The organism is Rhizobium cauense, from assembly GCF_019511525.1.
Classification (GTDB): Bacteria; Pseudomonadota; Alphaproteobacteria; order Rhizobiales; family Rhizobiaceae; genus Rhizobium; species Rhizobium cauense.
The window spans coordinates 107352-130611 of sequence record NZ_JAEUAT010000002.1; the positions used below are offsets into that span (position 1 = coordinate 107352).

Consider the following 23260-nt stretch of genomic DNA (forward strand, 5'->3'; position numbering starts at 1 on the left):
ATCCCATCTATCACCGATAGACAGCCGGAGGTCGAGTGCGTTTTCTGCAGTGCAGCGTCCCCCGATATGCATACGTCCCTTGCAAATTTGGCGGTCCTGCTGTGACGGACGAACGCCCCTCAGCTTGAAATCGTTGCAACGACGACCATCTCTTACCAGCGCAGGGCAGGTGATCATCTCGTGGAATGGACAGCAGGAACTCTATGAAACTTATTGGCTTTTTCAATCGAGATGGCGGGACGTTCAGAACGATCGATATGGAAGCTTATGAGAGGCACGCCGAAGCGGTCTTCAGAGAGGCCGGGCACGATTTCGACGCAATCGTTTTCTCCGGCAAGGAGATCGTGCCCGCGATGGAGCGTGCGGCCCGTCGTGACGACATCGACGGCATCGTCGCAGGTGGCGGCGACGGAACGATATCCGCGGCGGCTTCCATCGCGTGGAAGAATGGCGTTGCACTCGGTGTGGTGCCCGCCGGGACGATGAACCTCTTTGCCCGCTCGTTGCGGGTTCCTCTTGATATCTGGCAGGCGCTCGAGACGCTCGCGTTCGGGGAAATCGATCATGTCGATATCGCCAGCGCCAACGGCCGTCCCTTCATCCACCAGTTCTCTGCCGGGCTGCACGCCCGTATGGTTCGCTACCGCAACGCTTATACCTATCGCTCGCGCATCGGGAAAATGAATGCGAGCCTGCGTGCGGCTTTTGGCGTTGTTTTGAACCCACCCGAGTTCGACGTTGAGTTCGAGGCCGTTGGCATACGCGATCGCCGCAGGGTTTCGGCCGTGTCCGTGTCCAACAATCCCTTCGGTCAAAACGCGCTGCTTTATGCGGACAATCTCAACTCGGGAGAACTCGGCTTCTATACCGCCAATCCCTTGCGACCGCTCGGCGTGGCGCGGCTTGCCATCGATATGCTGCGTGGCAGGGTCCGCGAGAACGTCAACGTTATGGTGATGCATCCGGCGGAAGTTCACCTCCATTTCCCCAAGCTTCGTGCCAAGGCAAACTGTGTCATGGACGGAGAACTGCTGCCGCTCGCGCGGGATGTCGCGCTGAAATTGCATCCCGGTGAGCTGAAGGTGCTGGTGAAGGAGGGAATGGCCGCGCAGGTGGATCAGGCCGAGCGCCGCGAATCCACGAGCTAGATCCGCGGCAGGTAGGTTCGGTAGTCGAAGTCCGATACTGTGCGAAGGTAAGTGATAGCCTCTTTGCGCTTTGTGTCGCCGTAGAGCTTCTGGTAGCGCTCCCCGAATATGTCGGCGATGAAGGGGGAGGCGCGGAAAGTGTCAACCGCTGTCAGAAAGTCGTGAGTCAGTCGCGTTGTGTGTGCAGGCGTGTGCGAAGGTGTCGTCTCCTCGCCAGGATCGAGTTCGGAATCGATACCGAGCAGCATTCCACCTAGAATGGCTGCCAGCAGCAGATATGGGTTCGCATCGGCACCCGCGACGCGATGTTCGACGCGCGCAGCCGGGCCATCGAGATCAGGTATGCGAACCGCCGTGCCGCGATGACCGCAACCCCAGGTCAGGTCGACCGGAGCAAACGAGCCGGGCTGGAAACGTCGGTAGGAATTGGCAAACGGCGCGAAGATGAGTTGTGCATCGCGAAGGGTTTGGAGCAGACCGGCGCAGACGGATTTCAGTTTTCGCGGATCGTCGCCTTTGGCATCGAGGATGTTCCTTCCATCCTTGTCGACGACACTGGCATGCACGTGAAGACCAGAACCCGCATGGTCGGAGTAGGGTTTGGCCATGCAGGTGGATTTCAGTCCGTGCTGGCGGGCCGCCTGTTCAACAACGCGCTTCAGATAGATGCAGTCGTCGGCAGCAGCGAGCGCGTCTGGCCGATGCAGCAGGTTGATCTCGAACTGTCCCGGCCCGAATTCCGCCGTTGTGGCATCTGCCGGCAGGCCTTGCGCCTTCGCATAGGCGCGCACCGTCTGCAGATAGTCATCGAGCGCATCGACGGCGCTCATGTCGTAGAGCTGGAAGCCATTCGGCTCGCCGCGATAGGTCAGGCTTGTCGGAGGTGAGGGGCGACCTGTGTCACGCCAATTGGGCTGGACGACGTAAAATTCGAGTTCGGTTGCAACAACGGGCGTCAGGCCGCGGTTCTCATACCGTTTCAGAACGGATTCAAGGATAGCCCGGGGGTCCATGAAGCTCGGCGTGCCGTCGAACTCGTGCATGGTTGCAAGAACCTGCATTGAGGCATCGGCGTCAGGCTGCGTTTGTCCGGAATGCAATTGCCGTCCGGATCGCCGACGGAAAGCGAGAGGCCGGTGATGTCGTCGTTGTCGTCGCCCCAGATGTCGAGCGACTGCGTGGAAGAGGGCAGGCGGACTTCTCCAGCCCAGATCTTCTTCTGTGCGTCGAGCGGAATCTGTTTACCGCGCAGGTCACCATTCATGCCGACGAGCAGGAGCTCAATGCGCGGGTCGCCGCTCGCTGCCGGACTGTGAATCTTGTCGTCTGCCATGATCTTGAAAATCCTGCCGGAGAAGGCCAAGGTCGTAGCCCATTGGGAAGAGGCTTTCAATTCCGAAGGTGTTTTGCAAATCATGTCTGATACTTACGCACGCTCGAACCTTGCAGCCATCGATGCTGCGCATCACCTGCATCCGTTCTCGGATATGGGAAAGCTGAATGCCGACGGCACCCGTATCATTCAGCGCGGTGAGGGCGTTTACATCTGGGACGCTCAGGGCAAGCGGTATCTTGATGGCTTTGCTGGTTTGTGGTGCGTCAATGTCGGGTACGGACGCAAGGAGATCACCGATGCTGTCGCCCGACAAATGAACGAGCTGCCTTACTACAATACCTTCTTCGGCACGACGACCACGCCGACGACGCTCCTCGCCGAGAAGGTCACATCCCACGCTGGGCCGCATTTCAACCACGTATTCTTCACCGGTTCGGGTTCTGAGGCGAACGACACATGGTTCCGGATGGCACGCGTCTATTGGAGCGCGGTGGGTAAACCCTCGAAGAAGATCGTCATCGCCCGCAAGAACGGTTATCACGGCTCAACGGTTGCCGGCGCCAGCCTCGGCGGCATGAAATACATGCATGAGCAGGGCGACCTGCCGATACCGGGCATTGTCCACGTCGGACAACCCTACTGGTATGGGGAGGGCGGTGAGCTGTCTCCGTCCGAATTCGGGCTGAAGGTTGCGCGCGAGCTGGAAGCGAAGATCGATGAACTCGGCGAGGAGAATGTCGCGGCGTTCGTGGCGGAGCCGATCCAGGGTGCCGCAGGCGTGATCATCCCACCCGACACCTACTGGCCGGAGATCGCCCGCATCTGCAGGTCGCGCAACATCCTTCTTGTCTGCGATGAAGTGATCTGCGGCTTCGGCCGCCTCGGGGAATGGTTCGGTCACCAGTACTATGGCGTGGAACCGGATCTGGCTCCGATCGCAAAGGGCCTCTCCTCGGGTTATCTCCCAATCGGTGGGGTGCTTGTCGGGGACCGTGTCGCCGACGTTTTGATCAACGAAGTCGGCGATTTCAATCACGGTTTTACTTCTTCTGGTCACCCGGTATGCGCCGCCGCAGCTCTGGAAAATCTGCGTATCCTCGAGGATGAAAAGATCGTCCAACGCGTCCGTGGCGACATAGGCCCTTATTTTGGCAAGGTGTGGGGCGCGCTCGCTGAGCACGATCTGGTAGGAGAGGCCGTGAGCGTCGGCCTGATGGGCGCTCTTCAATTGACCGAGGACAAGGCAAACCGCGTCCGCTTCGAAAAGCCGGATGCCATCGGCGCGCTTGTGCGCAACCATGCTCTCGCAAACGGGCTTGTTCTGCGCGCGACGGGAGACCGCATGCTGGCGTCACCGCCGCTCGTGATTTCCCACGACGAGGTGGACGAGATGGCGCGGATCGCGAAAATTGCGCTTGATGCCGCGTGGAAAGAGTTGCGGTAGAAGAGTGTCGTGGCTAGCGGGGATAGATCCACGCGTAGCCGAAAAGGCGCTGGTCTTCCGGTCGACCGCGAACGTATCCGACGCTCATGTGCTTCACCGGCACGTTGGCGTATTGGGGGCCAAGGTTCGTCTGGACCCACGCACCCAACTCCGGCTGAAGTGTCGTCCCCTCCTCGGAAGCGAGCCAAACCGCTAGTATCGGCTTCTCTGCTGTCCACTCATAGTCGACCTCGAGATTGCCAAAAAACGTGCAAAGGGTCGGGACGTCGGGCAGTTGCAGATGCAGGTTGCCGGATGCGAGCCAGCCGTCGGTCAACACCAGCCCAGGACGCTTGCCTTCCTCCGCCAGAATCCGGCTGACGAACTCTTCGTAAGGCGCGTTATAGGCTTCCGGCCGACCGAAAAGTGTCGGTACGTTGGCGCGGACGAAAACGAGCGACGGCACGATGATCATCACGGCAAGCGGCACGACAAGGAAACGCTTGGCGAAATCCTCGGCCCGAATGCCGCGCGCCTGCATTTTCAGGCAGAATGCGATCGGCATGAGGAAGAGGAAAGGTAGCACCCAACGATCGCGCATGGATGTTATGCCGATGGCGAAAACCAGCAGCAGAACCTGCAGGCCAATGGTCAGAAATATCGTGTCGAAAAAGTGAGCCCAGACCGTCGTCGGGCGCAAGTTCAGCAGAAACTTCTTGCCAAAGATGATCGCATAAACCGCAACAAGAGGAGCCATGATCACGAGGATCTGCCCGAAAAATTCGGTAGGTCCCTTGATCAGCTTTGCGAGCGCACCCGTAGGTGCCTCCTGCGCCATGGTATTCAGAGTACGGCTTGCAGCGAGGCCAAGATTGTCGAGAAGCCAAAGGCCGTGCGGTAAAAAGATGAGGACCGCGATAGCCAACGACAGCAGGAAGCGTCGATCAAGTAGCCGCTTCAGGCCTTCCGGATGCAGCAGAACCGCAATAAGCGCGCCAGACACGACAAGCGTAAAATTGTACTTCGTCAGCATGCCGAGACCAAGCGTGACGCCGATCATCACGTAGGAAAGCAGCGACGGTGCCTTCAGCGTCCCGATGATGCTGTAGAGAAGCAGGTTGATCATCAGCATCTGGGCGACCGTATGGGTCAGGTCCCGTTGTGCCTGCCAGAACATCTGCGGAATCGCGAACAGGGAAAGCGTTGCTATGGCCGCAAACAATCGGTCGTCGAGCACGAGCTTTGCGAGCTTGTAGTAGCTCAGAAAAAGCAGAAACAGGACCAGGTTCTTGGCTGCCGCAATCGTTGCGACCGACAGCCCGAATGCGGACACCACTATGGCCTGGAACCAGTTGTAGAGCGGCGGCTGGGTGTCGTAACCGGCCACAAGCCATTGGGAGAACAACGCTTGCTGGGATTCATCCACTCGCAGGCCGTTTGGCACAAGCAGACGGACGATGAAGCTGGCAATGAAATAGAGGGCCAGCAGTAGGACAACAGTGTCCGGCTTGCGAGCCAGAAGATTACGCATTCTCACTTCCATCGAAGACTTGGCGGACGATGTAGTTCGGCGACGCGTCGTCGCGGTAGTAGGTGCGGGCGATCATCTCGGAAAGAATGCCTGTCGTGATCAGCTGGACCGAGGAGAGCATGAAGACGATGCCGACCATCAGCATCGGACGCGTGCCAATGTCGTTGCCCAGGATGAACTTGTCGACAAAGAGATACAGCATGATCAGCGCGGAGATTGCACCGAGGCCAAGACCAAGCGAGCCGAAGAAGTGACCCGGCCGCGCCTTGTAGCGCATGAAGAACATGACAGAGAGTAGGTCGAGGATGACGCGGAAGGTGCGCGAGATGCCGTACTTGGATTGTCCGTGCTGGCGGGCATGGTGGGTCACGACCATTTCGCCAATACGTGAGCTAGGCACCACTCCTGCGACCCAGGCCGGGATGAAGCGGTGCATCTCGCCCATCAGCTTGACCTGCTTGATGACCGACGCGCGGTAGATCTTCAGGCTGCAGCCATAGTCGTGCAGCTTCACCCCGGTGATGCGACCGATCAGGTAGTTGGCGCACCAGGATGGAATCTTGCGCAGGAGCAAGCCGTCCTGTCTGTTCTTTCGCCAGCCGACAAGGAGGTCCAGTTGGCGACGCTCGAGTTCAGCTACCATTGAGGGGATGTCTTTCGGGTCGTTCTGAAGATCGCCGTCCATCGTGGCTATCAACCGGCCGGTGGCGGCGTCGATGCCGGCCTGCATCGCAGCTGTCTGACCGAAATTGCGCTGCAGCTCTACAATCCTGAGCTCGAGTCCCTCGCGGCCGATATGCTTGCGCGCATTGGCCAGTGTTGCATCCGTGCTGCCGTCGTCGATCAGGATCAGTTCCCAGCGATCGGGATAGCTGGCCATTGCCACGCAGACCCGATCGACAAGCGGACCGACGCTCTCTTCCTCGTTGAAGACGGGCACCACCACCGACAGTTCCACGGGGCGCACTGCCTCCACGATGCCCTGGCGCGAGTCTGCCGTTGTCTGCACGTTCGATTTCTCCTACAAGGCGCACGGTGGCAGGCGCCAAGCCGCGATAGTCAGGAAAGCCTAGTATATGAAGTCTCCGGTTGTTGCCAGCCGACAATCCTGGTTTCTGCGCAATCGAATGACGCTGCTGACGATCACGATCGTGGCGGCCTATGCGCTCTTCATTCAATGGTTCTGGGGCTGGCCGGCAATTCTTGGGCAATGGGCTGCGATTGGCGTGGTTCCGGTGATCTGCGCTCTGGCCTTGCTGTCCGGCACCTACTTTCTCAGGACCTGGCGCATCTACGACTATTTTCCGCGCGAAACCGCGGGCCGCTTCGGGGTTTTGTTCCGCGTCACGCAGATACACAATCTCCTGAACGTCATGTTGCCGTTTCGAACCGGCGAGACCAGCTTTCCGGTCTTGATGCGTACTGAGTTCGGTATCCCGCTGGCGCGCGGAACGTCGGCGCTTCTGGTGATGCGACTGCTTGATCTGCACGCTTTGCTGGCTGCCGCCGGGATAGGTTTTGCGATCGCGTCTCCGCACAAGGTCATTGCGTGGCTCTTTTGGATGGCTTTCCTGGCGCTTCCAGTGATCGCCTTTGCGCTCAGGCAACCCTTGTTGCGGATTGCGAGCCGGCTGCTACCCGCCAAGGCGCAAAAGCTTGTGGCCGAGATCGAGCGGGGGCTCCCTGTGGACGCCATGGCCTTCACGCGTGCGTGGGCGATGACCGTCATCAACTGGCTCGTTAAGGTACTGGTACTCGCCTGGGCCCTCAACCTCATGGGCGTGATGCCAACGGCGGCAAGCTTCGGTGGCGCGCTTGGCGGTGAACTCTCCTCGGTACTCCCCGTGCATGCTCCCGGAGGCGTCGGCACCTATCCTGCCGGCATAACAGCTGGCGCCGTTGCTCTGGGCGCATCCAGCGAAAAGACCGCACTCGCTGCCTTGGCACAGGCAAGCATCAATGCACATCTGCTGGTCATCGTCTCGGCCCTGACAGGTACGGCAATATCATTGCCCCTGGGTCGCAACCGAAAGCTCTGAGATTCGTTTCGTCAGAAATGTCCGCTCAGGTGCCTGCTGGCAGAGCCTGAGCGCTGTCTCGTAGGCCAGAATCGCCTCTGCCTTCTGCCCCAGCTGCCTTAGGAAGTCGGCGCGTGCCGAATGCGCAAGATGGTAGCTCTCCAGGTTCCTCGTCTGCAGGATGGCGTCAACGAGCTGCAGACCTCTTTCTGCTCCCTCCACCATTGCCACAGCGACTGCCCTGTTGAGCTCGGCAATCGGCGACGGCTGAGCCGACAGCAGGAGATCGTAGTAGCTGACGATACGACGCCAGTCGGTTTTCTCTGACGTTTCGGCCCGTGCGTGTTCTGCCGCGATAGCAGCCTGCAGCGTATAGATACCGACCTCCCCACTTCGCATGGCTCCTTCGAGGCATCCAAGGCCTTCCAGAATCTTTTCACGGTCCCAAAGCTTGCGATCCTGATCAGCCAGGAGAACGAGAGCTCCCTCCGGACCGCGCCGAGCAGCGCGACGCGAGTCCTGGAGAAGCAGGAGGGCGAGCAGCCCGGAGACATCAGGATGTGGCAGGAGGCGCGCCACAAGCCGTGTAAGACGGATGGCTTCCGAGGTCAGATCGGCGCGGACCACTTCTTCGCCTGTTGAGGCGGAATAGCCCTCGTTGAAAACCAGGTAGATCACATGCAGCACCCGGTCGAGCCGTTCCGGCAACTCGTGGCGCTCAGGCACCTCGTAGGGAATTTTCGCTGTGCGGATCTTGTTCTTCGCGCGCACGATACGCTGTGCCACGGTTGGGGCTGGGACGAGAAACGCGTGAGCAATCTCTTCAGTCGTAAGCCCGCATATCTCGCGGAGCGCCATCGCCATCTGCGCATCGGCTGGTATGACTGGATGGCAGCAGGTGAAGATCAGGCGGAGCATGTCATCTTCGATCAGGTCCACGTTGCCGATCTCCGTCTCATCGAAAGATCCGTACAGACTTTCCTCTATATCCTTCACAGACCCGTCGAAACGGGACCGGCGTCGGATGTGGTCGATCGCGCGAAATCGTCCGGCGGAAACAAGCCAGGCGAAGGGATTTGCTGGAACACCATCGCGAGGCCATGTCCGTGCGGCAGCAGCAAACGCGTCGTGTAGGGCTTCTTCAGCTCGGTCGAAGTCGCCGAGGAGGCGGATGAGTGTCGCAAGGACCCGGCGAGACTGCGATCGATAGATATCCTCGATCAAACGTTCCAAGGCTTACTCCGGCAGCGTCAGCATCCGCACCGGGCGGACCTCTACAGCGCCAAAACGGGCGCAGGGAATTCCAGCAGCAATAGTTGTCGCCTCATTCATGTCGGACGCATCGATAACATACACGCCAGCCAGATGCTCCTTTGTTTCCACATAGGGGCCATCGGTCATGCTGATCTCGTTTTTGCGTACCCTCAGAACGACGGCCTTGTCGGGTGTTTCGAGCGCGTCGGCATGGATCAGCGTGCCACGATCACTTAAGTCTTCATCAAAGCTGAAATGCGCGCGAACGACGGCTTCACTTTCGGCCACGGTCTGACGACCGTCGACATCGGCCGAGTTGTAGATAAGGCAAACGTAGCGCATGGCCTCACTTCCCGTCCTTGATGGAGTAGCCGGGGCGAATCTCGATCGAAGCGTACTTCAATATCGGGAGCGTTGAGACGATCGCCTTGGCCGCCTCCATGTCGGCGGCTTCGATCACCACGAAGCCGCCAAGGTGTTCCTTGATTTCGGCGAAGGGGCCGTCCGTCGCGGTCGTGACGCCTTGCTTGATGCGGAGGGTGACGGCCGTTTCGGGTTCATGTAGCGCAAGCGCCGCCTGAAGGACGCCGCTGTCGCGCCAATGGTCATCGCTTGCGATGCACTCTTGCGTCAGCTCATCCCATTCTTCCTGCGGCACGAGCTTGCTCTTCTCGGTATCGAACCAGATCTGGCAAAGATATCTCATAACGTCTTCCTCAATTGTTGACTGGAATGTCGTAAATCGGCCGGACTTCGACCGACCCTAGCTTCGCGAGTGGGATGCCGGCCGCAACACGAATGGCATCATTCAGATCTTTCGCGTCGATCAGAATGAAGCCGCCGAGCTGCTCTTTCGTCTCCGCAAAGGGCCCGTCCGTCACAGACATCTCGTTGTTGCGAACGCGGACGGTTACGGCATTTTTCGGCGATTGCAGCGCTTGGGCGGCGAGCATGTGCCCGCTAGCGACCAGATCGTCGTCATAGGCGAGGGAAGCCCTGTCGAGGTTCTTCCTTTCCTCATCAGTCATGGCTTCAAGCGTCGCCGGCTCGAACCACACCTGGCAAAGATATTTCATTGTTTGCTCTCCCCGCTGCCACAATCATTGGACGATCAGCCTAGGTCGATTTCGACATGAAGCGAAAAAAACTTTTTGAAGGAGTTTAGGTCGAAACGTGCGCGTCGGCTTCGACCAAGTGTCGTCAAACGATATGGAGTAACGATCATGGGTATATTGGAGATTGTGCTGGCGAATTGGATCCGTCCAGGTCGCCAGGATAACGGGTACCAATACAGGGCTGATAGGCAGCTACCAACGACGCGAGCTGTGATCACGCGCCTTGCTGCAGCTGTAGCCTTCCTGGCATTGACTGTCTTGGTGCTGGACAACGCCGGCGAACGTTATGAACGGCAGCTCGCCACCAATGCAGTCGCCGCAACGCGCCAGTGACGAAACGGCCTATTGGAAGGCCGTTTCGAAGAAGCTTCTGAGCTTGCGTGAATGCAGCGCTTCCGGTGGCATGGCGGCGAGCTTCTGGATGGCGCGGATGCCGATTTGAAGATGCTGGTTGACCTGCGTCCTGTAGAAGGCTGTCGCCATGCCCGGAAGCTTCAATTCGCCATGCAGTGGCTTGTCCGAAACGCAGAGCAGCGTGCCGTAGGGCACGCGGAAGCGGAAGCCGTTTGCAGCAATCGTCGCCGACTCCATGTCGAGCGCAATGGCTCGGGCCTGGGATAGCCGCTTGACGGGGCCGCGCTGGTCACGCAACTCCCAGTTCCGGTTATCGATCGTGCCGACTGTTCCGGTGCGCATGATCCGCTTCAGTTCGAAGCCCTCGTAGCCGGTGATTTCGGCAACGGCGCCCTCAAGCGCGACCTGCACTTCCGCTAGCGCCGGGATGGGCACCCAAACAGGCAGATCGTCATCGAGAACATGGTCTTCGCGCATGTAGGCGTGCGCCAGGACGTAGTCGCCGAGGCGCTGGCTGTTTCGTAGTCCGGCGCAGTGGCCAAGCATCAGCCAGGCATGCGGACGAAGCACGGCCACGTGGTCGGTGATCGTCTTGGCGTTGGATGGACCAACGCCAATATTGATCATCGTGATGCCGGCATGGCCCTTCTTTTTCAGATGGTAGGCGGGCATCTGCGGCAGGCGTGCGAGCGTGACGTCGGTTTCCGGTTGGCTGGATCCGGCATGAGTGATGATGTTGCCGGGCTCTACGAACGCAGTGTAGCCGTCGCCGCCTTCCGCCATCAGCTTCCGTGCCCACGTGCAGAACTCATCGATGTAAAATTGGTAGTTCGTAAACAACACGAAATTCTGGAAGTGCTGCGCGCCGGTTGCCGTGTAGTGCGCAAGGCGGGCGAGCGAATAGTCGATACGCTGGGCCGTGAAGGCTGCAAGCGGGGAAGGTTCGCCTGGTGGCGGGATATATTCACCATTGGCGATTTCGTCGTCGGTTGTGTTCAGGTCCGGCGTGTCGAACAGATCGCGCATCGGAATGTCCATGAACGCAGAGGCTGAGGCCTCGACATGCGCCCCCTCTCCAAAAGCAAAATGCAATGGAATTGGCGTCGTCGATTCCGAAACGACGACCGGCACGTCATGATTCTTCATCAGCAATCCGAGCTGTTGCTTCAGATAGTGGCGGAAGAGTTGTGGCCGCGTGATCGTCGTCGTGTAAATGCCAGGAGCAGTGACATGGCCATAGGACAAGCGGGTGTCGATGTGCCCGTAACTCGTGGTTTCGATGCTCACCTGAGGATAGAAGGCGCGATAGCGCGAGGTGATGGGCGCTCCCTTGGCGAGCTTGGCGAAGCTCTCAATCAGGAAGTTTGTGTTGCGCTCATAGAGTTCGGTCAGCGCATCGACAGCGTTGACCGGATCATCAAAGGTTTTCGGAACGAACGGTGCAGGGGACGAAATGTTCAGAGGTGAAGAGATTCGTTTGCTCATACGCCATTATAGATTGTTGTTTTTAACAAGCAAACGACGCGACAGGGGAGATTGTACGTTTTGGGCGGCGCGACGAGGCGCCGCCGAGCAGGTGCGATCAGCGGCTTGGTCTGCAGAAGGGCTTGGTTGCATCGAAGCAGCTGTAGTTGGCTCCGAAGTGCGATTGCGCGCCGCCACCCGCGTTGCGGTTTACTGCCGCCGAGAAGCTCACGGCGAAGACCGCCGCAAACAGTGTGATGATGGTAAAACGTCGTGCCAAAATGAGCATATCCATGACTTGCCCCGGTATCGCCTTAGCGTTGAGACAGTTTTGCCACGCTGTGGCTGAACCGGCGCTGAGATCGTGGTTCATCAGCCGTTCAGGAAGCCGGGCCGCTTGAAGCGCGAACCGGGCATCTTATCTTTGCAGTCCGCGAAGGAGATTTTCATGACCGCACCGATTGAACTTTACTATTGGCCGACGCCGAATGGCTGGAAGATCAGCATCATGCTCGAGGAGCTCGGCGTTCCCTACGAGGTCAAATACGTCAACATCGGCAAGGGAGAGCAATTTGCGCCGGACTTCCTGAGGATTGCTCCGAACAACCGAATGCCGGCGATCATCGATCCGGACGGTCCCGGCGGGGAGCCGATCTCGGTGTTCGAATCGGGCGCCATTCTCCAGTATCTTGGCCGCAAGTTCGGAAAGTTCTACTCGACGGACGAACGCACACGCGTCCAGATTGAAGAGTGGCTCTTCTGGCAGGTTGGTGGGTTGGGCCCGATGGCTGGCCAGGCGCATCATTTCCGCGGCTATGCTCCGGAGAAGATCGAATACGGCATCAACCGCTATACCAACGAAGTGAACCGCCTGTATGGAGTGATGAACAAGCGGCTTGCCGACCGCGACTATCTCGCCGGGGACTATTCCATAGCCGATATGGCCAGCATCGGTTGGGTGATCCCCTACGAACGTCAGGGGCAGGATCTCAACGAGTTTCCCAATCTCAAGCGCTGGTTTGAGACGATGATGGCGCGTCCAGCCGTTATTCGTGGCACCGCCGTCGGCAAGGAAGAGCGTGAGCGCAGCAATCTTGCCGAGGACAAGGAAGCGCAGAAGATCCTTTTCAATCAACGCGCGCGCTGAGAATGAATAAGAAAAAGCGCCCGGCCTGTCCGGGCGCTTCTTTTCGGGCTCGCCTGTTCTACAGGCGGGTCCAGGTCTGTGATTTGCAGAGTACGTTCAGAACGCACCCCTTCATCTTGAGGGAGTTTCCGAGAACGTTGCCCGATCCGCTGTAGGTCTTGTCGTTGGCCGGATCCGTGATCTGGCCGGTATAGGTCACGCCACTTCCCGCGAGTGTTCCAATCTTCTTGCCTGCATATTTGCCGGACTTCAGGACGATGCAGTAGCTGTCGCCACAGGATGCGATATGGGCCGTATCGCCCGAGGCTGTCTTCCAATTGCCGACGATCGGCTCGTCTGCCAGTGCTGCTCCGGCGGCAAACACCAATGCGCCGGCAAGAATGAGTGTGCGGATCATTCGTTCCTCCCTAATGTCCGCGCAGGAAAATATATGACGCGAACGTAAAGGTAAATGTATTTCGCCGCCTACGTGGAGCATTCCTGCAGGCGCTGGCATTGGTGAATCTTCCGTTTCGCGAGTTTTCAGCTCATTTCGTGGTGAACGGAAGGTTGATTTTCAGATCTGAATATTCCGTAAAATTGTGTCGAAAATCCTTAATCCTCAGGGATTCCGATGTTTAACAAAAATCCAATTTTACCAAGCATTTGCACTTTGTTTGTCGCAAATTAATCATGCATTTTAGGCGTTTTTTGAAAGCACATTGGCATAGTGGAGCCATCAAACGAGCGGGGCAAACCCGCCGGACCGAAGGGCACTAAAGCCGCGATAGACGGCAGGGCCCGAAGGTAAAACAGGGTAAGTCGACAACAGGCTAAACAGGGATAAAACCGATGGCACGCTTTGAAATGCACAATGCTGAAATGGCCACCATGGGTGGCGAAAACAGCGCCGAGATCTTCTGCGAAATGGGTCTGATGTATGCGACAGGTCGCGGCTGTGCCGTGGATCTGGTTGCCGCTCACAAGTGGTTGAACATCGCGGCGATCAAAGGCAACGACCGCGCCGCGGAACTGCGCGCTGATGTTGCCGCAAGCATGGACAAGATGCAGCTCGTTGAGGCGCTGCGCGCTGCACGCGAGTGGATGACGATCCACTAAGGACGATAACGACAACCTCAAAAGAGGGACGCGGCGGGGCTCCGGGTGGGGCGACGCCAGAAATGCCAACCGCGACCGGCAGGAACAATGCCGGCGCGGCTGCTTGCGTTGAGGTTTCTAGTCTAGCGACTTGAGCACTTGCGGCAGTGCTTTCTCGAAAAGCGCCATATCCGCTTCCGGTCCGACGCTAACCCGGATGCACCGATTGAGCGGAGCTATGCCTGGCATGCGAATGAAGACGCCGTGCTGCATCAGCCCATCGACGATAGCGCGGGCATAAGTGCCATCGCGTCCGGCGTCGATGGCAACAAAATTTGTCGCGGAGGCAAGCGGAAGCAGGTTATTCGCCTTGGCGATACCGGCAATCCGGTCGCGCGCGCGGTGGATATTCCCGACAACCTCGGCGAGATACGCCTGGTCCTTGAGTGCAGCCAGCGCCGCAACGGTCGCCAGCCTGTTCATGCCGAAGTGGTTGCGGATCTTGTCGAACGCGCGCGCCGTGCCGGGCGTCGAGATGACGTAGCCAACCCTGGCGCCGGCCAAGCCATAGGCTTTCGAGAACGTGCGCGTACGCACGATGTTGGGCAGCTCGATCAGTGACGCGATCGAGGGAAGAGATCCTGCAGGCCCGGTTTCGCTGTAGGCCTCGTCGAGGATCAGCATCGTGGTTTCCGGCAACGCACGGGCAAAGGCGACGATGCTCTCTGCATCCCACCAGCTCCCCATCGGATTGTCGGGATTGGCGAAATAAACCAGCGGCGCGTTCTCGCGCTTGACCGCTTCCAGAAGACCGCCGAGATCCTCACGATCATTGGCATAGGGAACCGTTACCAGCCGCCCACCAAAGCCCGTTACATGAAAGTTGAAGGTCGGATAGCCGCCGAGCGACGTGACGACTGGTGCGCCCGGCTCGATCACGAGCCGTACGATCTGGCCAAGCAACTCATCGATACCCCCGCCGATGGCGATGGAGTCGATTCCGACGCCAAGATGGTCGGCAAGAGCCTGCCTGAGCGCGTGGTTTTCGGGGTCGTTGTACTTCCAGATCTCGCCAGCCTGCTCTTGCATGGCAGCGATTACAGACGGGGCGGGGCCGAAGCCGCTTTCGTTTGCGCCGATGCGTGCCTTGACCTGAAGGCCGCGCTGACGTTCGATCGCTTCCGGGCCGACGAAAGGAACGGTGGACGGGAGGGCGCTAGCAAGCGGTGTGAAGCGCGAAAAGGCGGACATGCTGAAGCAGTTTCCTGGATGCTGTAAAAATCGGGCCGAGAATAGGCTCTGCCACCGCCAAGGCAAGAAACATTATTTCTCGGTATGCGGGATTTACATGCGCACGGCTCCGCGGGCTTCGAGAGCTTCCACGTTGCCGGCCATAAAGTCGGCGCGCACGACGCGGCGCAGCACCTCGGGCTCGATCGTATTGATGAAGCGGACGCCTATGCGCTCGTTGTTGCGATACACTTCCGCGCAGCCGATCCTGTAGGCGAGGCCAAGAATATTGAGGTAGTAGTGCTTCGGCAGGCCTGCTGTCGATGAGACGACAAAGGTGGCGCCACCGCGCGAGATGTCGACGATTTCCGCACTGCGGATGGAAATGCCAGTGAGGCAAGGTCGAACGGCAACGATACGGGCAGGGCGCCTGACGTTGAATTGTTCCCAGCGCGTCTCGTAGACCGCAGATTTTACCGTCGCAAGGTGTGTGGCGCGAAGCATGGACATCCCGCGTGTCTCCCTTAACCCGGATTATCCCGGTTTACATCGACCACAGCCTCACATGAATGCTTTGCACAATTGTCAAAGAAGAAAATACAATTTTAGCGATGCAGCCTTTTCCTGCTTTCCGGCACTGCTACCCGGCACAGATCGCACCGAAATTGTCACATGATGCCATCGAACTCTTTCTCGGCTTGCACGTTTGCCTAAGTGTCGGGGCGTGTCCGACGCTTCAAAATTGCAAGATGAGGAAATAACAATGGTTGATGTCAGAGTTCCGTCGAAATCGTGGGTGGTCGTTTGCGATGGTGCCAAGGCATTGATCCTGCAGAATGCAGGCGATGCGGAATATATGAACCTCAAGGTCGAGGAAACCTTGTCCCAGCCGAATGAACCAGACCGGGAAATCGGCACGGACAAACCTGGTAGAACGCACGTTGCAGGTGGTTTCAGCGGTAGTGCTGTGCAGCAAACGGATTGGCATGAGCAAGCCGAGACAGAGTTCTTGAAGCAGGTCGCCGTGAAGATGGATGCGTTGGTGCGCGAGAAGCAGGCTCGACGTATTGTTCTGGTGGCGCCGCCCCGGGCACTTGGTACGCTTCGGGGCAATCTGACGGCAGACGTGCAGGCTGCGATTTCGGCTGAAGTTCCGAAAGATTACATCAACTTGCCGGTCGATCAGATCGAACGGCACTTGGTGGCTTAGCCAAATGACGGTGGATACGAGCCTCGTTTCGTATCCGCCGCTCAGTTCTCGAAATTCAGCCTTAGGACGTGGTGCAGAAATTCCGGATTGATCAGCATATTGAAGCTGATCGTGACGAGGTCGCCCTCCCGCTTCACGACCGTCGAGCCGATTTCATCATGGATTCCGAGGATCTCGAGGAAGAAGTGATTTGGGACCTCTATGTTCGGATTGACCTCCAGCACCGCGCCGGCAAGCGTGATAGTGCGGATCAGGCAACGGATCTGCGTTCCCGTGCTGAGGTGGTGCCCGACGACGATGATCTTGCCGGGACGATCGAGCGAAAATTCCCGGTAGGCCTGTTCGGGCTCCGGGTGCTCTGTGTCGAGGTGCATCTGAAAGGCCATGGTAGCCTCCGCTTGTTATACGCTTCGAGATTAGCGTAGGATTGCTGACAACTTCTGAATAATCTCCCTACAATCCGAAGCTTATGCCTGTCTGGAGAGCAGAATGGCTCGTTTTCGGTCAGGGAGAGCTTCTACCCTGAAGCCACGTCGCTTGACAGGCCGATGGCCTTCAAGCATATCGGGCATGGCTCGAGGCGCCGGCCGCTCGCGGACGACAGGTCCATGGTGAAGTCCTCGATATGATCAGTCACAGCCATTTTGGTGCATGCTGACTGCAGGCAAGGCGAGCTCCCTGGTACCGGTCGAAATGGCATGCCTTCCGAAAGGCTGATTCTGTGACCACTGCATATCCAACGATCGAAGAATTGAAATCCCAGGCCAAGCGTCTTCGTCAGGCCATGGAAGGACGCAGCACCCCGATTTCTCACAGCGCTGCGCTCGAACTCGTCGCCCAGCAGCATGGGGTGCGAGACTGGAATACCCTCTCTGCACTCGCTGCAAGGCCGAACGAGGAGCCAATTGCGGCCATCTCGGTTGGCTCCCAGGTGCGCGGCCGCTATTTGAACCAGTCCTTCACTGGCCAGGTGCTGGCTCTCGCCGGAGAGCCGGGAGCCAAGCTCCACAAGATCACCATCCATTTCGACGAGCCGGTGGACGTGGTGACCTTCGAGAGCTTTTCGGCCTTCCGTCGGCGCATCAATGCGCAGGTCGATGCAAACGGCGTGTCGCCGCGCGAGACGTCGAACGGCGTTCCGCATCTCGTGCTGGAGATTTGAGGCGCACAACAGTGCCGCGCTTTCGGGCGCGGCTCTGTTGTATTCTTGTCTTACGCCTTCAGCAGCCACTCATGCTCCGGCGCGTTGTGGAATTTCCATATGCGCTTGGGCCCGGCCATGACGTTGAGGTAGTAGAGGTCATAGCCGTGGCAGGCGGCGCAAGGGTGATAGCCCTTCGGCACCAGCGTCACATCGCCGTCCTCAAGCACCATCACCTCGTCCAGCGAACGGTCGTCGGTATATACCCGCTGGAAGCCGAAACCCTGGGGCGGGTTGAGCCGGTGATAGTAGGTTTCTTCGAGAAAGCTCTCGTTCGGAAGGTTGTCCTGGTCGTGCTTGTGTGGCGGGTAGCTGGACGTATGACCGCCTGGCGTGATGACCTCGACGACGAGCAACGAGTAGGCGGAGGCGTCATCTTCCGGCATGATATTGTTGACGTAGCGCACGTTGGTGCCCTTGCCGCGCGTCAGAGGCGGGTGCGTGCCGGGCGGAATGGCTTTTGCTTCATATGTGCCGCCGCCGGGAGCAGAGCAGACCGCAAGTTCAAGGTCTGTTTCCGCCGTCACCGACCACGTCGATTCCATAGGGATATAAAGCGCATGCGGGGCGCCGTCGAAGGGGCTTATGCGCTCGCCGAGCGAGCCGAAATCCTTCGTGCCGGCCTTGGCCTTGCCCTTGCCACTCACCCAGACGAGGCAAACTTCGCGTTCGCCGGTTTCTCCGGAGACCGTCTCGCCTGGCTTCATCCGATGCATATCGAAGCCGACATAGGTCCAGCCGGCGTTTTCCGGGGTGACGTGCGTGACGCGGCCGTGCGTGCCGGATGGTTTCACCTTGAGGTTTGGCATTGGCGGGTACTCCCTGATGCTCTCGCTTTCTTGTCCTCGCCCCCACCCCTTTCGGGGCGGGTTGTGGGGCGAGCGAATCCTTAGATGGCCGCAGATAGAACGCTATCCCTTGGGGAAGCCCTCGGTTTCCACCGTGTAGCCCGCCGTGGTCATGACGCGCATCAGTTCAGCATGGCCGATTTCTGCCATCTTCTGCGGAGGCGCTTTGCGCGGATCCTGTTCAGCCTCGACGACGAACCACCCTTCATAGCCGTAACTCGCGAACCGCTCGACGATGGCGCCGAAATCGAGCGAGCCATCACCCGGCACGGTGAAGGCGCCGAGCGCCACCACGTCGAGGAAGGACTGCTTGCTACGGTCGAGCCCGTCGACAACAGTTTTGCGGATGTCCTTGACGTGAACGTGATTGATGCGGGCGTGGTGATTGTCGATGGCGCGCAAAACGTCGCCGCCGGCAAAGGCCAGGTGCCCGGCGTCGAGCAGCAGCGGAATGCCTTCACCCGAATTGCGCATGAAGGCGTCCAGTTCCGGCTCGGTCTCAACGACGGCTGCCATGTGGTGGTGATAGGAAAGCGGCATGCCCTGCTCGGCGCACCATTCGCCAAACTGGGTGACCTTGCGGGCATAGACCTTCATCTCATCGTCGGAAAGACGCGGCTTGGTCGCGAGCGGCTTGGATCGGTCGCCCTGGATGGAGCGACCGACTTCACCATAAACGATGCAGGGCGCGTTGACGGCCTTGAACAGCTCGATCATCGGCGCGATGCGATCCTTGTTGGCCGCGAGCTCCTCGTCGACGAGCGTGCCCGAGAACCAGCCGCCGCAAAGCGTCACGTCGGCGGCGCGCAGGATCGGCAGCATCTCGGCCGGATTGTTCGGAAAGCGGCGGCCCTGTTCCATGCCGGTAAAGCCAGCGCCGCGCGACTGGCGCAGGCATTCTTCCAGGGATACGTCGTCGCTAAGCTCGGGAAGATCGTCGTTCCACCAGGCGATCGGCGACATGCCAAGTTTGGCCTTCATCAATAGTCTCCTCAAAAGCATTGTTGGAAGAGCGTCGCCGCTCTTCCAGAAGATGAAATCAGTCGATCAGCCGATGCGCTGGGCGGCGCGCGCCTTGACGTAAGCCGCGTGCGCCTTGTTGACCTGTTCGCGCGGGCTGACTTCGGGAACGGCAACGTCCCACCAATAGCCGCCGGCATCCGTCGTGATCAGCGGATCGGTGTCGATCACGAAAACCGAGGTGCGATCGTTCTTCTTCGAGTCGGCGATCGCCTTCTCGAGCTCGGCGATCGACGCAACCTTGACGGCGATGGCGCCCATGCTCTCGGCATGTGCCCGGAAGTCGATCTCGGGCATGACTTCGTAGTGCGCGTCCTTCAGCAGGTTGTTGAAGTTCGCGCCACCGGTCGCCATCTGCAGCCGGTTGATGCAGCCGTAGCCGCGGTTGTCCAGCAGGACGATGTTGAGCTTCAGGCCGAGCATGACCGATGTCGCGAGCTCGGAATTCAGCATCATGTAGGAGCCGTCGCCGACGAGGACGAAGACTTCCTTCTCAGGATGCGCCATCTTAGCACCAAGGCCGCCAGCAATCTCGTAGCCCATGCAGGAGAAGCCATATTCCATGTGGTAGCTGCCGGGCGCGGTCGCCGGCCAGAGCTTGTGCATCTCGCCCGGCAAGCCGCCGGCAGCACATAGGCCGATGGCCTTTTCGAGATCGATCGAACGGGTAACAGCGCCGATCACCTGGGCGTCGGAGGGCAGGGCGGCATTGGTGCTCGCCATCGCCTTGGCGGCGGCGTCCATCCAGACCTTCTTTTCCCGTTTGGCCTTCTCTGCGAGCCCAGCGGGTGCCTTCCAGCCGGCAAGCCCGCTCGAAACTGCCTTCAGTCCCTCGCGGGCATCGGCCACCAGCGTCTCACCGTCATGCTTGGCTGCGTCGTACGCGGCAATGTTGAGGCCGAGGATCTTCAGCTTGTCGTTCTGGAAAAGCGCCCACGAGCCCGTCGTGAAGTCCTGGCAGCGCGTGCCGACGGCGATGATCAGGTCTGTATCCGTGGCGATGGCATTGGCCGCAGACGTGCCTGTGACACCAACGGAGCCGAGCGCCAGCGGATGCCGCTCGTCGATCGCCGACTTACCGGCCTGCGTAACGACGACGGGGATGCGGTGTTCTTCCGCAAACGCCGTCAGTTCCTTCGTGGCCTGCGAGTAGAGTACACCACCGCCGGCGATGATGACCGGCTTTTCCGATTTCTTGATGAGCGCGATGGCGTTTGCCAGTTCATCGGCATCCGGGCGAGGGCGGCGCGTGGTCCAGACACGCTCCTCGAAGAAGCTCTCGGGATAGTCGAAGGCCTCGGCTTGCACGTCCTGGCACAATGACAGCGTGACGGGGCCGCAGTCATAAGGATCGGTCAGTACCTGCATGGCGCGCTTCAGCGCCGAGATAATCTGCTCCGGCCGCGTGATACGGTCGAAATAGCGGGAAACCGAACGGAAGGCGTCATTGGCCGAAACCGTGCCGTCGCCGAAATCCTCGATCTGCTGCAGCACCGGATCAGGCGCGCGATTGGCGAAGACATCGCCCGGCAGGAAGAGCACCGGGATGCGGTTGACGTGAGCGACGCCGGCAGCCGTCACCATGTTGAGGGCGCCTGGACCGATCGACGTCGTGCACGCCATGAAACGCTGGCGGAAATTCGCCTTGGCATAAGCAATCGCCGCATGCGCCATGCCCTGCTCGTTATGGGCACGATAGGTCGGCAGTTCGCCACGGACCTGATAGAGCGCCTCGCCGATGCCAGCGACATTGCCGTGCCCGAAGATCGCCCAGACGCCGCCGAAGATTGGCACCTTGTTGCCGTCGACCAGGGTCATCTGCTTCTTGAGGAAATGCGTGACGGCCTGAGCCATCGTCAATCGTACAGTCTTGCCCATGGGGCACCTCCCAAATGCTTTAACTAATTCAGGCCGCGGGTTTTCAACCAGGCGTCTGTCAATTGGCGGAAGCGTCCGGCCATGTCTGCGATCGCTTCCTCATCGTTTAGTTTACCGGAAAGCCAGCCGCGTGCCGCTTCAGCAAAGATGGTGCGGCCGACGGCAAAGCCCTTGACGGACGGAGCAGCCAGCGTCGCCTCGAAGCCCTTGACCAGCTCGTCGGCCGGAGCCTCGAGACCAAGCAGGACGATACCGCGGCACCATGGATCGTTCTTGGCAATCACGGCCTCGATCTTTTTCCAGGCGGCCGTCGAAGCCTGGGGCTCAAGTTTCCACCAGTCGGGCTTGATGCCAAGTGCATAGAGCTCTTCCATCGCCGTCGAGACCGTGTCGTCGGTCAGTGGCCCGTTCTTGCTCGAAATGATTTCGATCAGCAGTTCGCGGCCGACCTTGCGCGCGGCTTCGAAGAGCGTGCGCAGTTTTTCCTGCTGTTCGGTCTTCAGCGCTGCCGGATCATCCGGATGGTAGAAGCACAGGCACTTGATGCAATGATCGAGCGGCCATTCGACGAGCTGCGAGCCGATATCCTGACTGAACTCGAAGCGCAGTGGCTTGGACCCCGGCAGCTCCACAGGGCGGCCGATCCAGGCGAAGTTCTTGGTTGCCGCATCGAAGAAGGCATCGCGCCCGAAGCGCTCATCGATCAACATGCCATAACCGCTGCGGCCATCAGCGACACGCGCCGCGGCCTCCACGGCAAGGCGCTTGAAGGCGACGATTTTCTTGTAGTCCAGGTTCAGTTCGTCGCAGATGCTGGTCAGCTGCGAACGGTGATCGATGGCAAGCGCCATGAGGAGCGGAATGTCGCCCTTGCGCGTGGAAGCCCAGTGGATGTGGTTGATCGCCTCATCCTTTCGCAGCGCACGATGCTGGCTTCCGTGCTTCAGGAAGAAATCGAGCTCGGCCCAGGTCGGATACTCAGGCGAGCAGAGGAGGCGGGAGACGGCGAAGGCGCCACAGGCATTCGCCCAGGTGGCACAGGTCTTCAGCGGTTCATTCTTCAGCCAGCCGCGCAGAAGGCCGGACATGAAGGCATCGCCGGCGCCGAGCACGTTGAATACCTCGATGGGGAAGCCTTCGCCGACAATGCCGTCTTCCAGATTGTCGCTGATCGGACCATCGTAGACGATGCAGCCCATGGCGCCGCGCTTGAGAACGATCGTTGCCGGCGACATCAGGCGGATTTCCTTGAGCGCGCCGAGTACGTCGTCAGCACCTGAGGCAATCAGGATTTCCTCTTCCGTTCCGACGATCAGGTCGCAGTCCGGAAGCGTTTCCTTCATCTTGGAGGAGACGCGATCGGACTTCACATAGCGCTCGAAGCCTTCAGCGTGGCCGGCAAGGCCCCAGAGATTCGGTCGATAGTCGATGTCGAAGATGACCTTGCGACCATTGGCCTTGGCAATGCGGATGGCCTTTCGCTGTGCTGCTTCCGTATTCGGCCGGGAGAAATGCGTGCCCGACACCAGCACGGCGCGCGACGACTTGATGAAACTCTCATCGATGTCGCCTTCGTCGAGCGCCATGTCGGCACAGTCAGAGCGATAGAAGATCATCGGCGAGACGCCTTCGGCTTCGACAGCGAGCAGCACCAGTGCCGTTAGGCGCTCCTTGTCGGTCTTGATGCCCTTCGTCTCGACGCCTTCGCGCGCCGACTGCTCAATGATGAAGCGGCCCATCTGCTCGTCGCCGACCCGGGTGATCAGGCCCGACTTGAGGCCCAGGCGCGCCGTTCCGATGGCGATATTGGCAGGGCAGCCGCCGACGGACTTGGCAAAGGAGCCGATGTCCTCGAGCCGCGAACCGATCTGCTGGCCGTAGAGATCGACCGAAGAGCGGCCGATGGTGATCACGTCAAGCGACGGTTCCGGCTGCGAGCCCGGGTTCGGTTGTGCCATGATGTCCTCCCGCTAGATTTTAGCTACGGCTTGGCGCCTGCTGATTGC

At 59.3% G+C, this 23260-nt stretch carries 24 protein-coding genes and 1 pseudogene; 8 read left to right on the forward strand and 17 right to left on the reverse strand.

Annotated features, from left to right (window positions below; genetic code table 11):
* Positions 1–203: 203 nt before the first annotated feature.
* A complete protein-coding gene (locus tag JNB88_RS03630) occupies positions 204–1148 on the forward strand; it encodes a diacylglycerol/lipid kinase family protein (protein WP_220354343.1) in 945 nt (314 codons plus the stop codon).
* On the opposite strand, the pseudogene JNB88_RS03635 reads toward JNB88_RS03630, so the two are convergent.
* Positions 1145–2511 (reverse strand): annotated as a pseudogene (locus JNB88_RS03635) (glutamine synthetase family protein). The gene JNB88_RS03630 and the pseudogene JNB88_RS03635 overlap by 4 nt on opposite strands.
* Positions 2512–2563: 52 nt before the next feature.
* Between JNB88_RS03635 and JNB88_RS03640 the strand changes: the two are divergent.
* On the forward strand, positions 2564–3928 hold the full coding sequence (locus tag JNB88_RS03640; RefSeq protein WP_220354344.1) for an aspartate aminotransferase family protein: 1365 nt from the start codon (positions 2564–2566) through the stop codon (positions 3926–3928).
* Between the two features lie 13 nt (positions 3929–3941).
* Here the strand turns inward: JNB88_RS03640 and JNB88_RS03645 are convergent, their stop codons facing one another.
* Entirely contained in the window at positions 3942–5438 is a 1497-nt protein-coding gene (locus JNB88_RS03645; protein ID WP_220354345.1) for a glycosyltransferase family 39 protein, read from the reverse strand.
* Positions 5431–6447: a glycosyltransferase family 2 protein gene (locus JNB88_RS03650; protein ID WP_220354346.1), complete on the reverse strand. Its 1017-nt coding sequence runs from the start codon at positions 6445–6447 to the stop codon at positions 5431–5433. The genes JNB88_RS03645 and JNB88_RS03650 overlap by 8 nt, the downstream gene beginning before the upstream one ends.
* A gap of 67 nt (positions 6448–6514) precedes the next feature.
* On the opposite strand from JNB88_RS03650, the gene JNB88_RS03655 reads away from it, so the two are divergent.
* Positions 6515–7477 carry a lysylphosphatidylglycerol synthase domain-containing protein gene (locus JNB88_RS03655; protein WP_220354347.1) on the forward strand — a complete coding sequence of 321 codons (963 nt, stop codon included), beginning with the start codon at positions 6515–6517 and terminating at the stop codon, positions 7475–7477.
* Here JNB88_RS03655 and JNB88_RS03660 read toward each other — a convergent pair.
* From JNB88_RS03660 to JNB88_RS03675, 4 genes are read right to left on the reverse strand one after another with little or no spacing between them, the layout of a single operon-like run.
* Positions 7445–8689, reverse strand: a complete 1245-nt coding sequence (locus JNB88_RS03660; protein WP_220354348.1) for an RNA polymerase sigma factor — start codon at positions 8687–8689, stop codon at positions 7445–7447. The genes JNB88_RS03655 and JNB88_RS03660 overlap by 33 nt on opposite strands.
* Positions 8690–8692: 3 nt before the next feature.
* On the reverse strand, positions 8693–9052 hold the full coding sequence (locus JNB88_RS03665) for a YciI family protein (protein WP_220354349.1): 360 nt from the start codon (positions 9050–9052) through the stop codon (positions 8693–8695).
* A gap of 4 nt (positions 9053–9056) precedes the next feature.
* Entirely contained in the window at positions 9057–9416 is a 360-nt protein-coding gene (locus JNB88_RS03670; RefSeq protein WP_220354350.1) for a YciI family protein, read from the reverse strand.
* A gap of 10 nt (positions 9417–9426) precedes the next feature.
* Entirely contained in the window at positions 9427–9786 is a 360-nt protein-coding gene (locus JNB88_RS03675) for a YciI family protein (RefSeq protein WP_220354351.1), read from the reverse strand.
* Positions 9787–9933: 147 nt separating this feature from the next.
* Between JNB88_RS03675 and JNB88_RS03680 the strand changes: the two genes are divergently transcribed.
* Positions 9934–10158: a hypothetical protein gene (locus JNB88_RS03680; protein WP_220354352.1), complete on the forward strand. Its 225-nt coding sequence runs from the start codon at positions 9934–9936 to the stop codon at positions 10156–10158.
* Between the two features lie 9 nt (positions 10159–10167).
* On the opposite strand, the gene amn is transcribed toward JNB88_RS03680, so the two are convergent.
* Positions 10168–11664 carry an AMP nucleosidase gene (gene amn, locus JNB88_RS03685; RefSeq protein ID WP_220354353.1) on the reverse strand — a complete coding sequence of 499 codons (1497 nt, stop codon included), beginning with the start codon at positions 11662–11664 and terminating at the stop codon, positions 10168–10170.
* A gap of 97 nt (positions 11665–11761) precedes the next feature.
* On the reverse strand, positions 11762–12016 hold the full coding sequence (locus JNB88_RS03690) for a hypothetical protein (protein WP_156142554.1): 255 nt from the start codon (positions 12014–12016) through the stop codon (positions 11762–11764).
* Positions 12017–12091: 75 nt separating this feature from the next.
* On the opposite strand from JNB88_RS03690, the gene JNB88_RS03695 reads away from it, so the two are divergent.
* Complete coding sequence (locus tag JNB88_RS03695) at positions 12092–12790, forward strand: glutathione S-transferase N-terminal domain-containing protein (RefSeq protein WP_037134807.1); 699 nt, start codon at positions 12092–12094, stop codon at positions 12788–12790.
* A gap of 58 nt (positions 12791–12848) precedes the next feature.
* Here JNB88_RS03695 and JNB88_RS03700 read toward each other — a convergent pair whose 3' ends face one another.
* Positions 12849–13187: a DUF2147 domain-containing protein gene (locus JNB88_RS03700; RefSeq protein WP_037134508.1), complete on the reverse strand. Its 339-nt coding sequence runs from the start codon at positions 13185–13187 to the stop codon at positions 12849–12851.
* 434 nt (positions 13188–13621) lie between these two features.
* On the opposite strand from JNB88_RS03700, the gene JNB88_RS03705 reads away from it, so the two are divergent.
* Positions 13622–13888: a sel1 repeat family protein gene (locus JNB88_RS03705; protein WP_220354354.1), complete on the forward strand. Its 267-nt coding sequence runs from the start codon at positions 13622–13624 to the stop codon at positions 13886–13888.
* A 117-nt stretch (positions 13889–14005) separates the two neighbouring features.
* Here the strand turns inward: JNB88_RS03705 and JNB88_RS03710 are convergent, their stop codons facing one another.
* Both JNB88_RS03710 and JNB88_RS03715 read right to left on the reverse strand, forming a co-directional pair.
* The gene (locus JNB88_RS03710; RefSeq protein WP_220354355.1) at positions 14006–15118 is read right to left on the reverse strand and encodes a pyridoxal phosphate-dependent aminotransferase; all 1113 of its coding nucleotides are present in this window, start codon (positions 15116–15118) and stop codon (positions 14006–14008) included.
* 93 nt (positions 15119–15211) lie between these two features.
* Positions 15212–15607 (reverse strand): hypothetical protein, encoded by a 396-nt coding sequence (locus JNB88_RS03715; protein ID WP_037134511.1) that lies wholly within the window; start codon positions 15605–15607, stop codon positions 15212–15214.
* Between the two features lie 253 nt (positions 15608–15860).
* Between JNB88_RS03715 and JNB88_RS03720 the strand changes: the two genes are divergently transcribed.
* On the forward strand, positions 15861–16307 hold the full coding sequence (locus JNB88_RS03720) for a baeRF12 domain-containing protein (RefSeq protein ID WP_037134512.1): 447 nt from the start codon (positions 15861–15863) through the stop codon (positions 16305–16307).
* Positions 16308–16348: 41 nt separating this feature from the next.
* On the opposite strand, the gene JNB88_RS03725 is transcribed toward JNB88_RS03720, so the two are convergent.
* A complete protein-coding gene (locus tag JNB88_RS03725; protein ID WP_220354684.1) occupies positions 16349–16681 on the reverse strand; it encodes a hypothetical protein in 333 nt (110 codons plus the stop codon).
* Between the two features lie 347 nt (positions 16682–17028).
* Here JNB88_RS03725 and JNB88_RS03730 point away from each other — a divergent pair, with 347 nt between their 5' ends.
* Positions 17029–17469: a glyoxalase superfamily protein gene (locus JNB88_RS03730; RefSeq protein ID WP_220354356.1), complete on the forward strand. Its 441-nt coding sequence runs from the start codon at positions 17029–17031 to the stop codon at positions 17467–17469.
* 50 nt (positions 17470–17519) lie between these two features.
* On the opposite strand, the gene iolB is transcribed toward JNB88_RS03730, so the two are convergent.
* The 4 genes from iolB to JNB88_RS03750 all read right to left on the reverse strand — a co-directional run bounded on the left by iolB (position 17520) and on the right by JNB88_RS03750 (position 23212).
* Positions 17520–18317, reverse strand: a complete 798-nt coding sequence (gene iolB, locus JNB88_RS03735) for a 5-deoxy-glucuronate isomerase (protein ID WP_220354357.1) — start codon at positions 18315–18317, stop codon at positions 17520–17522.
* A 102-nt stretch (positions 18318–18419) separates the two neighbouring features.
* Positions 18420–19337, reverse strand: a complete 918-nt coding sequence (gene iolE / locus JNB88_RS03740; protein WP_220354358.1) for a myo-inosose-2 dehydratase — start codon at positions 19335–19337, stop codon at positions 18420–18422.
* A gap of 66 nt (positions 19338–19403) precedes the next feature.
* Positions 19404–21254, reverse strand: coding sequence for a 3D-(3,5/4)-trihydroxycyclohexane-1,2-dione acylhydrolase (decyclizing) (iolD, locus tag JNB88_RS03745; protein WP_220354359.1), 1851 nt, complete (start codon positions 21252–21254; stop codon positions 19404–19406).
* A 23-nt stretch (positions 21255–21277) separates the two neighbouring features.
* A complete protein-coding gene (locus JNB88_RS03750) occupies positions 21278–23212 on the reverse strand; it encodes a bifunctional 5-dehydro-2-deoxygluconokinase/5-dehydro-2-deoxyphosphogluconate aldolase (protein ID WP_220354360.1) in 1935 nt (644 codons plus the stop codon).
* Between the last annotated feature and the right edge of the window lie 48 nt (positions 23213–23260).